This is a genomic window from Bradyrhizobium erythrophlei, assembly GCF_900129425.1.
In the GTDB taxonomy this organism is placed as follows: Bacteria; Pseudomonadota; Alphaproteobacteria; order Rhizobiales; family Xanthobacteraceae; genus Bradyrhizobium; species Bradyrhizobium erythrophlei_C.
The window spans coordinates 5,139,560-5,151,981 of sequence record NZ_LT670817.1 but is presented as its reverse complement, the minus strand read 5'-3'; the positions used below and the strand labels follow the sequence as shown (position 1 = coordinate 5,151,981).

General features: G+C 61.8%; 5 protein-coding genes. All 5 read left to right on the top strand.

Going from position 1 to position 12,422, the window contains the following annotated elements; genetic code table 11:
- The first annotated feature begins 181 nt into the window (after positions 1-181).
- The gene (rplJ, locus tag B5527_RS24700) at positions 182-700 is read left to right on the top strand and encodes a 50S ribosomal protein L10 (RefSeq protein ID WP_079603868.1); all 519 of its coding nucleotides are present in this window, start codon (positions 182-184) and stop codon (positions 698-700) included.
- Between the two features lie 54 nt (positions 701-754).
- Positions 755-1,126, top strand: a complete 372-nt coding sequence (rplL, locus tag B5527_RS24695) for a 50S ribosomal protein L7/L12 (protein ID WP_079603867.1) — start codon at positions 755-757, stop codon at positions 1,124-1,126.
- Positions 1,127-1,638: 512 nt separating this feature from the next.
- Positions 1,639-5,760, top strand: coding sequence for a DNA-directed RNA polymerase subunit beta (rpoB, locus tag B5527_RS24690; RefSeq protein WP_079603866.1), 4,122 nt, complete (start codon positions 1,639-1,641; stop codon positions 5,758-5,760).
- 129 nt (positions 5,761-5,889) lie between these two features.
- A complete protein-coding gene (rpoC, locus tag B5527_RS24685) occupies positions 5,890-10,089 on the top strand; it encodes a DNA-directed RNA polymerase subunit beta' (protein ID WP_079603865.1) in 4,200 nt (1,399 codons plus the stop codon).
- A 188-nt stretch (positions 10,090-10,277) separates the two neighbouring features.
- Positions 10,278-12,332, top strand: coding sequence for an FAD-dependent oxidoreductase (locus B5527_RS24680; RefSeq protein ID WP_079603864.1), 2,055 nt, complete (start codon positions 10,278-10,280; stop codon positions 12,330-12,332).
- The last annotated feature ends 90 nt before the right edge of the window (positions 12,333-12,422 follow it).

The window sequence follows — 12,422 nt, the reverse complement described above, 5'->3', positions numbered from 1 at the left end:
GATATGGTTCGAACCTCGACACCCCGCGCCCCTGGGCACGGGAGGGCAGGCTTTTCAAATGTCGTCTTGCCCGACGTGTCCTGAGACTGAATGTCTCGAGGTCAGGTTTTGGGCGGGACAATGGGTGCAACCCGGCGGTCCTGCCCTTGGGCTAGAGACCGCCAACCGGAGAGAGCTTGCTGTGGAAAAAGCGGCAAAAAAGGACGCGGTTGAGGCGCTGAACGGTCTGTTCAAGACCACCAGCGTTGCGGTCGTCGCCCATTATTCCGGCCTCACCGTGGCCCAGATGCAGAAGCTGCGCATGCAGATGAAGCAGGCGGGCGCGTCGGTGAAGGTCTCGAAGAACCGTCTTGCCAAAATTGCTCTTGAAGGCACGGACGTCATTGCCATCGGTTCCCTGCTGAAGGGGCCGACCGTGATCGCGACTTCAAACGATCCGGTGGCGGCGCCCAAGGTTGCCATCGAATTCGCCAAGACGAACGAGCAGTTCGTCATTCTCGGCGGATCAATGGGTAAAACCGTCCTGGACGTTAACGGTGTCAAGGCGCTTGCCGCCCTGCCGTCGCTCGATGAGTTGCGCGGAAAGATCGTCGGCCTCCTGGTGGCGCCGGCGACCAAGATCGCTCAGCTCACCACTGCGCCCGCGGCCAAGCTCGCGCGCGTCGTTCAGGCCTATGCCTCAAAGAGCGAAGCGGCCTGACGCCCTTCGCAAATCAAACCTGGTTCGAACCGATACGCTTAAGGAAACAGATCAATGGCTGACTTACAGAAGATTGTTGACGACCTCTCGAGCCTCACTGTGCTCGAGGCTGCCGAACTCGCGAAGCTGCTGGAAGAAAAGTGGGGCGTTTCCGCCGCTGCCGCCGTTGCGGTGGCCGGCCCGGCCGCTGCCGCCGCTGCCCCGGCTGAAGAAAAGACCGAATTCTCGGTCATTCTGCTCGCCGCCGGCGAGAAGAAGATTGAAGTCATCAAGGAAGTCCGTGCCATCACCGGCCTCGGCCTCAAGGAAGCCAAGGACTTGGTCGAGGGCGCGCCGAAGCCTGTGAAGGAAGGCGTCAACAAGGACGAATCCGAGAAGATCAAGGCTCAGCTCGAGAAGGCTGGCGCCAAGGTTGAACTCAAGTAAGCGCAGCTTGCTTGAGTGAAATCCCCGGGCGAGCAACGCGAAACCCGGGGATCAGCCGCCGAAGACGTGGATGGCCGGGTCAAGCCCGGCCATGACGGAAGCGGCAGGACGGACGAGATTCAGCGTGGGACGGGGCAACCCGCCGCAAGTTGTACACAGGAATGTGTGGGAATTCGCTGGCTTACCCCTCGAATCTCCACGATTGCCATCCCATATCGGGACGGCAGCACGAAAGCACGGTTGGCGGCGGGAACGGCAGCGTATCTGCGCAAACCGTTGGGAGACAGGCAATTTCGGGCTTTTTCAGTCCGTGACGCGGCAGGTTTAGACGGGCGGGTGCGGTCAAGCGCCCCGCGCGTCGTTTTGCGTTTTGAAGGTCTGGCACTTTGATTCAGGACTAAATCCTGACTTTTAGGTTCAGATTTAGAAACGAATCGAAATTCAACCCGGGGGCGATGCCAATCGCGCTTCGGAAGGTTCGCCCCTGACGGGCGACGAAATGAGAGGCCACGATGGCGCAGCAGACATTCACCGGTCGGAAACGCGTTCGCAAGTTCTTCGGACATATCAAGGAAGTCGCAGAGATGCCGAACCTCATCGAGGTTCAGAAGGCGTCCTATGACCAGTTCTTGATGGTTGACGAGCCCACAGGCGGGCGGCTGGACGAAGGCTTGCAGGCCGTGTTCCGGTCGGTGTTTCCGATCTCGGATTTCTCCGGCACCTCGATGCTGGAATTCGTCCGCTACGAGTTCGAGCCGCCGAAATATGACGTCGACGAGTGCCGCCAGCGCGGCATGACCTATGCTGCGCCGCTGAAGGTGACGCTGCGCCTGATCGTGTTCGATATCGACGAGGAAACGGGCGCCAAGTCGGTGAAGGACATCAAGGAGCAGGACGTCTACATGGGTGATATCCCGCTCATGACCATGAACGGCACCTTCGTCGTCAACGGCACCGAGCGCGTCATCGTCTCCCAGATGCATCGTTCGCCCGGCGTGTTCTTCGATCACGACAAGGGCAAAACCCATTCGTCGGGCAAACTGCTGTTTGCCGCGCGCGTGATTCCCTATCGCGGCTCCTGGCTCGACATCGAATTCGACGCCAAGGACATCGTGTTCGCGCGCATCGACCGCCGCCGCAAGATTCCGGTGACCTCGCTGATGTTCGCGCTCGGTCTCGACGGCGAGACCATCCTGAGCACGTTCTACAAGAAGATCATCTACAAGCGCACTAAGGACGGCTGGCGCGTGCCGTTCGACGCCACCCGTTTCCGCGGCTACAGCACGATCAACGACCTGATCGATGCCGACAGCGGCAAGGTGGTGCTCGAGGCCGGCAAGAAGCTGACCGTGCGCGCTGCGCGCCAGCTGCAGGAAAAGGGCCTCAAGGCGCTGCGGCTGTCGGATGAGGAGTTGGTCGGTAACTACCTGGCCGAAGATCTCGTCAATCCGAAGACCGGTGAAATCTATGCCGAGGCCGGCGAGGAAATCACCGAGAAGTCGCTGAAGGCGCTCAACGAGCACGGCTACAAGGAATTGCCGCTGCTCGACATCGACCATGTCAATGTCGGCGCCTACATCCGCAACACGCTGCACGCCGACAAGAACATGACGCGTGAAGACGCGCTGTTCGACATCTATCGTGTGATGCGTCCCGGCGAGCCGCCGACCATCGACTCGGCCCAGAGCATGTTCCAGTCGCTGTTCTTCGACAGCGAGCGCTATGACCTGTCCGCGGTCGGCCGCGTCAAGATGAACATGCGCCTCGAGCTCGATGCGCCCGACACCCATCGCACGCTGCGCAAGGAAGACATTCTCGCCGTCATCAAGACGCTGGTCGATCTGCGCGACGGCAAGGGCGAGATCGACGACATCGACCATCTCGGCAACCGGCGCGTGCGCTCGGTCGGCGAGTTGATGGAGAACCAGTACCGTATCGGCCTGCTCCGCATGGAGCGTGCGATCAAGGAGCGCATGTCCAGTGTCGATATCGACACTGTGATGCCGCAGGACCTGATCAACGCCAAGCCGGCGGCCGCCGCGGTGCGCGAGTTCTTCGGCTCGTCGCAATTGTCGCAGTTCATGGACCAGACCAATCCGCTGTCGGAAATCACCCACAAGCGCCGTCTCTCGGCGCTTGGCCCGGGCGGTCTGACCCGCGAGCGCGCCGGCTTCGAGGTGCGCGACGTGCATCCGACGCATTACGGCCGGATCTGCCCGATCGAAACGCCGGAAGGCCCGAACATCGGCCTGATCAATTCGCTCGCGACCTTTGCGCGCGTCAACAAATACGGCTTCGTCGAGACCCCCTATCGCAAGGTCAAGGACGGCCGCGTCACCGACGAGGTGATCTATCTCTCGGCGATGGAGGAAGGCCGCTATCACGTTGCGCAGGCCAATGTGGCGCTCGACAACAAGGGCCGCTTCACCGACGACCTCGTGGTCTGCCGCCATTCCGGCGACGTGCTGATGATCACGCCGGACAAGGTCGACTACATGGACGTGTCGCCGAAGCAGTTGGTTTCGGTGGCGGCGGCGTTGATTCCGTTCCTCGAGAACGACGACGCCAACCGCGCGCTGATGGGCTCGAACATGCAGCGTCAGGCCGTGCCTTTGGTGCGCGCCGAGGCACCGTTCGTCGGCACCGGCATGGAAGGCGTGGTCGCGCGCGACTCGGGAGCCGCGATCGCGGCACGCCGCTCGGGCGTGATCGACCAGATCGACGCCACCCGTATCGTGATCCGCGCCACCGAGGATCTCGACCCCACCAAGTCGGGCGTCGATATCTACCGGCTGATGAAGTACCAGCGCTCGAACCAGTCGACCTGCATCAACCAGCGTCCGCTGGTGAAGGTCGGCGACCTCGTGCGCAAGGGCGACATCATCGCCGACGGTCCCTCGACCGATCTCGGCGAACTCGCGCTCGGCCGCAACGTGCTGGTCGCGTTCATGCCGTGGAATGGCTACAACTTCGAAGACTCGATCCTGCTCTCCGAGCGGATCGTGAAGGACGACGTCTTCACCTCGATCCACATCGAGGAATTCGAAGTGATGGCCCGCGATACCAAGCTCGGGCCTGAGGAAATCACCCGCGACATTCCGAACGTTTCGGAAGAAGCGCTGAAGAACCTCGACGAAGCCGGTATCGTCTATATCGGCGCGGAAGTGCGCGCCGGCGACATCCTGGTCGGCAAGATCACGCCGAAGGGCGAAAGTCCGATGACGCCGGAAGAAAAGCTTCTGCGCGCCATCTTCGGTGAAAAGGCCTCCGACGTTCGCGACACCTCGCTCCGCGTGCCCCCGGGCGTGCAGGGCACTATCGTCGAAGTCCGCGTCTTCAACCGGCATGGCGTCGACAAGGACGAGCGCGCCCTGGCGATCGAGCGGGAAGAGATCGAGCGTCTGGCCAAGGACCGCGACGACGAGCAGGCGATTCTCGACCGTAACGTCTACGGCCGTCTGGCGGAGCTTCTGGAAAACCGCCAGGGCATCGCCGGTCCGAAGGGCTTCAAGAAGGATACCAAGATCACGCGCGCGGTGCTCGACGAGCATCCGCGTTCGCAATGGTGGATGTTTGCCTCGCCCAACGACAAGCTGATGGCCGAAATCGAGGCGATGCGGAAGCAGTACGACGAATCGAAGAAGGGCCTTGAACAGCGCTTCCTCGATAAGGTCGAGAAGCTGCAGCGTGGCGATGAATTGCCGCCCGGCGTGATGAAGATGGTCAAGGTCTTCGTCGCGGTGAAGCGCAAGATTCAGCCCGGCGACAAGATGGCGGGCCGTCACGGCAACAAGGGCGTCGTATCCAAGATCGTTCCGATCGAGGACATGCCGTTCCTTGAGGACGGGACGCATGCCGACATCGTGCTCAATCCGTTGGGCGTGCCGAGCCGGATGAACGTCGGGCAGATCCTCGAAACCCATCTGGGCTGGGCCTGCGCGGGCCTCGGCAGGCGGATCGGGCAGGCGGTCGACGCCTACCTGGCATCCGCCAAGCAGGACACCAAGCCGCTGAAGGAGACCTTGAAAAAGATCTACGGCGACGAGGAAACCATCAAGTCGCTCAACGACACGGAATTGATGGAGCTTAGCGGCAACCTGCGACACGGCGTGCCGATCGCAACGCCGGTGTTCGACGGTGCCAAGGAAGCCGACATCGAGGAGATGCTGAAGCTCGCGGGTCTCGACGCTTCCGGACAATCGACCGTCTATGACGGCCGGACCGGCGACGCGTTCGATCGCAAGGTGACGGTTGGGTACATCTACATGCTCAAGCTGCACCACCTTGTGGACGACAAGATCCACGCCCGTTCGATCGGGCCGTACTCGCTCGTGACCCAGCAGCCGCTGGGTGGCAAGGCGCAGTTCGGCGGCCAGCGTTTCGGCGAAATGGAAGTGTGGGCGCTCGAGGCTTATGGCGCGGCGTACACGCTCCAGGAAATGCTGACCGTGAAGTCGGACGACGTCGCCGGCCGTACCAAGGTGTACGAGGCGATCGTCCGCGGCGACGACACGTTCGAGGCCGGTATCCCGGAATCGTTCAACGTGCTGGTCAAGGAAATGCGCTCGCTCGGCCTCAACGTCGATCTGCACAATTCCAAGGTCGGCGGCACCACGTCGGAAGCGGCGGAGTAACTAGACAAAAGCGTCATGCCCGGCCTTGTGCCGGGCATCCGCGCCTTGCCCGGACGTTGAGCGGGGCGTGTGGCTACCAAAGAATTTCGAATTTGCTGCCGGTGACGATCGGCACGCGAGGAGAAGACCATGAATCAAGAAATTATGAATCTCTTTAATCCGACGACGCCGGCTCAGGTCTTCGACCAGATCCGGATCTCGATCGCGTCCCCGGAGAAGATTCTGTCGTGGTCCTACGGCGAGATCAAGAAGCCGGAGACCATCAACTACCGCACCTTCAAGCCCGAGCGTGACGGCTTGTTCTGCGCGCGCATTTTTGGACCGATCAAGGACTACGAGTGCTTGTGCGGCAAGTACAAGCGCATGAAGTACAAGGGTATCATCTGCGAAAAGTGCTCGGTCGAAGTGACGCTATCGCGGGTCCGGCGCGAGCGCATGGGCCATATCGAGCTGGCCGCCCCGGTTGCACATATCTGGTTTTTGAAGTCGCTGCCCTCCCGCATCGGCCTTCTGCTCGACATGACGCTGAAGGATCTCGAGCGGATTCTGTATTTCGAATACTACGTCGTTCTCGAGCCCGGCCTCACCGCGCTCAAGGACCGTCAGCTGCTGTCGGAAGACGAGTATCTGAAGGCGCAGGACGAATACGGCCAGGACAGCTTCACCGCCATGATCGGCGCCGAGGCGATCCGTGAATTGCTGAAGGGACTTGAGCTCGAAAAGCTCGAGGCCTCCTTGCGCGTCGAGATGCAGGAAACCGAATCCGACATCAAGCACAAGAAGCTCGCCAAGCGTCTCAAAATCGTCGAGGCGTTCCGCTATTCCGGCAACAAGCCGGAGTGGATGATCCTTACCGTGGTGCCGGTGATTCCGCCGGACCTGCGTCCGCTGGTGCCGCTCGACGGCGGCCGCTTCGCGACCTCGGATCTCAACGATCTCTATCGCCGCGTCATCAACCGCAACAACCGGCTGAAGCGGCTGATGGAGCTGCGCGCGCCTGACATCATCATCCGCAACGAAAAGCGCATGCTGCAGGAGGCCGTCGACGCCCTGTTCGACAACGGCCGTCGCGGCCGCGTCATCACCGGCGCCAACAAGCGTCCGCTGAAGTCGCTGGCCGACATGCTCAAGGGCAAGCAGGGCCGGTTCCGGCAGAACCTGCTCGGCAAGCGCGTCGACTATTCCGGCCGTTCGGTGATCGTGGTCGGTCCCGAACTGCGGCTGCATCAGTGCGGCCTGCCGAAGAAGATGGCGCTGGAGCTGTTCAAGCCGTTCATCTATTCGCGGCTCGACGCCAAGGGTCTGTCCACCACGGTGAAGCAGGCCAAGAAGCTGGTCGAAAAAGAGCGTCCCGAGGTCTGGGATATTCTCGACGAGGTGATCCGCGAGCATCCCGTGCTGCTGAACCGCGCGCCGACGCTGCATCGTCTCGGCATCCAGGCGTTCGAGCCGGTGCTGATCGAGGGCAAGGCGATCCAGCTGCATCCCCTGGTGTGCGCTGCGTTCAACGCCGACTTCGACGGCGACCAGATGGCCGTGCACGTTCCGCTGTCGCTGGAAGCGCAGCTGGAAGCGCGCGTGCTGATGATGTCGACCAACAACATCCTGCATCCGGCCAATGGTCAGCCGATCATCGTGCCGTCGCAGGATATCGTGCTCGGCCTGTACTATCTTTCGATCCTGCGCGAAGGCCTCCCGGGCGAAGGCAAGCTGTACGGCGAGATGGCGGAGATCGAGCATGCCTTGCACTCCAAGGTCATCCATCTCCACACCAAGATCAAATACCGCTGGCAGGGCGTCGACGAGAACGGCAAGGCGGTCACCCGCTGGTACGAAACCACGGCCGGCCGCGCCATGCTCGGCCAGGTGCTGCCGAAATCGCCGAAGATGCAGTTCGACGTCATCAACAAGCTGATGACCAAGAAGGAAATCTCCGGCGTGATCGACCAGGTCTATCGCCACTGCGGCCAGAAGGAGACGGTGATCTTCTGCGACCGCATCATGGCGCTCGGCTTCTACAATGCGTTCAAGGCCGGCATTTCCTTCGGCAAGGACGACATGGTGGTGCCGGCGTCGAAGTGGAAGATCGTCGAGGACACCCGTACGCTGGCGAAGGAATTCGAGCAGCAGTACAATGACGGCCTGATCACCCACGGCGAGAAATACAACAAGGTCGTGGATGCCTGGTCGAAGTGCACCAAGAAGATCTCCGAAGACATGATGACGGAAATCTCCGCCGTTAAGAAGAATCCGAAAGGCGGCGAGGCCCAGATCAACTCGATCTTCATGATGTCGAACTCCGGCGCCCGCGGTTCGCAGGACCAGATGCGTCAGCTTGCCGGCATGCGCGGCCTGATGGCGAAGCCGTCGGGCGAGATCATCGAGACGCCGATCATTTCCAACTTCAAGGAAGGCCTCTCGGTGCTTGAATACTTCAACTCGACCCACGGCGCCCGCAAGGGTCTCGCGGATACCGCGTTGAAGACGGCGAACTCCGGTTACCTGACGCGTCGTCTCGTCGACGTGGCGCAGGACTGCATCATCACCGCCGACGATTGCGGCACCAAGCTCGGCATCAAGATGCGCGCCATCATCGATGCCGGCACGGTGGTCGCGTCGCTGGCGTCGCGCATCCTCGGCCGCACCAACGGCGAGGATCTGCGCGATCCCGCGACCAACAAGGTCGTGGTCAAGCGCGGCACGCTGATGGAGGAGGCCCACGTCGACGCCATCCAGCAGGCCGGCATCCAGGAAGTGAAGATCCGCTCGGCGCTGACCTGCGAACTCGTCAACGGCATCTGCGGCAAGTGCTACGGGCGCGACCTCGCCCGCGGCACGCCGGTCAACCACGGCGAGGCGGTCGGCGTCATCGCCGCCCAGTCGATCGGCGAACCCGGCACCCAGCTGACGATGCGTACGTTCCACATCGGCGGAGCGGCGCAGATCAACGAGCAGTCGTTCATCGAGTCGAATTTCGACGGCAAGGTGACGATCAAGAACAAGGCGATCGCCAAGAACGGCGAAGGCCATCTGGTTGCGATGGTGCGCAACATGGTGGTCGCGGTGACCGACGCCGACGGCACCGAGCGGGCGACCCACCGCATTCAGTACGGTGCGCGGATGCGGGTCGACGAAGGCGATATGGTCAAGCGCGGCCAGCGCATCGCCGAATGGGATCCCTACACCCGGCCGGTTCTGACCGAGGTCGAGGGCACCATCGGGTTCGAGGATCTGGTCGAGGGCCAGTCGATCTCGGAGACGCTCGACGAATCCACCGGTATCGCCAAGCGCGTCGTCATCGATTGGCGCACGACGCGGGGCGGGACGGATCTGCGTCCGGCCATCGTCATCAAGGGCAAGGATGGAAAGATCCTCAAGCTCGCGCGTGGCGGTGAGGCCCGCTACATGCTGTCGGTCGACGCGATTCTGTCGGTCGACGTTGGAGCCAAGGTGAAGACCGGCGATATTCTGGCGCGTATCTCCACCGAGAGCGCCAAGACCCGCGACATCACCGGCGGTCTGCCGCGGGTCGCCGAACTGTTCGAGGCTCGCAAGCCGAAGGACGCGGCGATCATCGCGGAAATCGCAGGCACCATCCGGTTCGGCCGCGACTACAAGAACAAGCGGCGGATCTCGATCGAGCCGATGGACAAGAACGAGGAGACTCGCGAGTACCTCATTCCAAAGGGCAAGCACATCCATCTGCAGGACGGCGACATCGTCGAAAAGGGCGACTTCATCGTCGAAGGCAATCCGGCGCCGCACGACATTCTGGCGATCAAGGGCATCGAGGAACTCGCGGCCTATCTGGTCAACGAAATCCAGGAGGTCTACCGGCTGCAGGGCGTGCTGATCAACGACAAGCACATCGAAGTGATTGTCCGTCAGATGCTGCAGAAGGTGGAGATCACCGACCAGGGCGAGACCGACATGATCTCGGGCGAACAGATCGACAAGATCGAGTTCGACCAGCTCAACGCCAAGGCCAAGGAAGAGGGTAAGAAGCCCGCCACGGGAACCCCGGTGCTGCTCGGCATTACCAAGGCGAGCCTGCAGACTCGCTCGTTCTTCTCGGCGGCCTCGTTCCAGGAGACCACCCGCGTGCTCACCGAAGCCGCCGTCAACGGCAAGGTGGACCCGCTGGAAGGCCTCAAGGAGAACGTCATTGTCGGCCGGCTGATCCCGGCAGGCACCGGCGCCTCGATGGCCAAGATCCGCGAAGTCGCCGTCAAGCGCGACAAGCTGATCCTCGACGAACGCGAGAAGCAGGCGACGATTGTGCCTGCGGCTCCCGAAGTCGAACCGCTGGCGTTGCCGCCAGCGGAATAAACGAGAGTTTTCAATATGTTATAAAAAGGCCGGCGCAAGCCGGCCTTTTTAGTTTGTGCGTTGCGGCGCGCAGGGGGCGTCTGTTCATCTTTCCTTCAGGCAAAAAAGCGCTTTTGCTAAGGTAACTTAGAGCGACTTCAGAACCGGATGCGCCCGCGAGGGCGACGGCGGGGTATCACGGACAACACATGCTGGATCTTGCAATCGTCGGCGGCGGCCCGGGCGGGCTGATGAGCGCCTGGTATCTCAAAAAGAAGCTGGGCGAGCTTTGCCGCGTCACCATTTACGAGGCCTCCGACCGCGTCGGCGGCAAGGTCCTGACGCGCAAATTCGATTCGGCGCCCGCGATGTACGAAGCCGGCGTCGCCGAGATCTACGATTACTCGATGACCGGCCCCGATCCGTTGCGCGAACTGATCCAGCATTTTGGCCTGCAGACCATCCCGATGGATGCCGAGCAAATCCAGCTCGACGGCGAACTGCTGCAGGACGTGCCGGGCATGCGCCGCAAATACGGCGCCAAGACCGCGGAGGCGATCGAAACGTTCCGCAAACGCTGCGCCGAAATGGTTTCGCCGGCCGAATATTACGAAGGCGTCGGCGCGCACGACAACGAGCATCCATGGGCCTACATCAGTTGCGAGGCGCTGCTCGACCGGGAAGTGCAAGACGAGACCGCCAAGCGCTTCTTCAAGGTGATGGCGCGCTCCGATCTCGCCACCGAGAGCCACAACACCAACGGGCTGAATGCGCTGAAGAACTTCGTGATGGATGTGGACGGCTATCTCGGCCTGTATTCGATCCAGAACGGAAACGAGCAGTTGATCGACTGCCTGCAGTCCGAAGTCGCCGCCGACATCCAGCTTAATCACCGGGTTCTCAAGGTCGGCAAGACCGATTCCGGCCGCTATCAGCTCAACATGATGAACGGCAAGGGACCGGAGACGCGGGATTTCGATCTGGTCCTGATGTGCCTGCCGCACTCCTGGCTCTCGACCATGCGCTGGGACGGCGAGCAGCTGCGCCAGTCGATGGTCAAGCACATCGCTTATTTCGACCGCCCCGCGCATTATCTGCGGGTCTCGATCCTGTTCGACGAGCCGTTCTGGGGCGAGAAGATCCCCGGCGCCTGGTTCATGTCGGAAGCGTTCGGCGGCTGCTGCGTTTACAACGAAGGCGCGCGTCACGACGTCGGCGAGCATGGTGTGCTGAACTGGCTGATCGCCGGTTCCGACGCACTGGCTTTCGCCAATCTCAGCGATCAGGAACTGATCGACGCCGCATTGAAGTCGCTGCCGGCCTCGCTCGGCCACGCCCGCGCGCATTTCATGGAAGGCAAGATCCACCGCTGGCTGTCGTCGGTGAATGCGCTTCCGGGCGGCATGCCGGCGCGCGACGTCATGACGAATCACCGTCCCGATCCGAAGCAGCACCCCGGCCTGGTCGTGGTCGGCGACTATCTGTTCGACTCGACGCTGAACGGCCTGCTCGATTCCTCCGATGCCGCCACCGACATCGTCGTCACCGAGACGATGCGGTTGCGCCGGGCCCGCGGCGAGGGAGCGAGGCCAGCATCCGACAAGATCGACCGCGGGTACTTCGAGAATTATCGGGAATTGGGACCCTATCACGAGGTCTGGAGCCGATTCACCGATCCAGCCTACCTGACGGATCTGATCAAGATCGTCTGGAGCAGGGTCAAGGGCTACAAGCTGCTGGTGGCCGGGTCCGCCAGCGGCGAACTGGTGGGAGCGCTGCGCGCCCGCGGCATCGACGCATGGGGCATCGAGAACAACCGTGCGATTCATGCCCGGACGCCGAAGGCGCTGAAGAAATTCAACAGACTTGGATCGATCGTCGATATGCCGTTCAAGGACGGCGAATTCGATATCGTATTCGAGACCAGCCTGTGCCACGTCGCTGAAAAGCAGGTCGCCCGCGCCGTTCGCGAACTGAACCGCGTCGTGAAAACCGGCGTCGTATTCGGATCGGTGACATCGGACATGGCGCCGGCGCTGATCGATCAATACGACCTCTTGCGCGGCGTGAAGAAGCTCGGGACCTGGTGGGAATGGTCGGAGTTGTTTTTCAACAACGGGTTCGACCTGTCGATGCACCGCCGCGACTGCACCGACGCGCTGTGGGCTGCAACGCTCGCCGCCAACAAAGGGCCCGGGCACTGGTATGCGGACTCCGACAGCGTACGTTACTCGTTCTTTGACAAGATCGCTGCCGACGATTGAGTTGGCACGTCGTGCCGGCGAACGCCTCGAACGACATGCGGAGATGCTTTGCCGACTGCGTTCTGATCGCATAGGCTTGATCCCGCGGTT

Bases quoted from the DNA above. Each gene is read 5' to 3' on its own strand.
- rplL (WP_079603867.1), top strand. From the start codon at position 755: ATGGCTGACTTACAGAAGATTGTTGACGACCTCTCGAGCCTCACTGTG.
- rpoB (WP_079603866.1), top strand. From the start codon at position 1,639: ATGGCGCAGCAGACATTCACCGGTCGGAAACGCGTTCGCAAGTTCTTC.
- rpoC (WP_079603865.1), top strand. From the start codon at position 5,890: ATGAATCAAGAAATTATGAATCTCTTTAATCCGACGACGCCGGCTCAG.
- B5527_RS24680 (WP_079603864.1), top strand. From the start codon at position 10,278: ATGCTGGATCTTGCAATCGTCGGCGGCGGCCCGGGCGGGCTGATGAGC.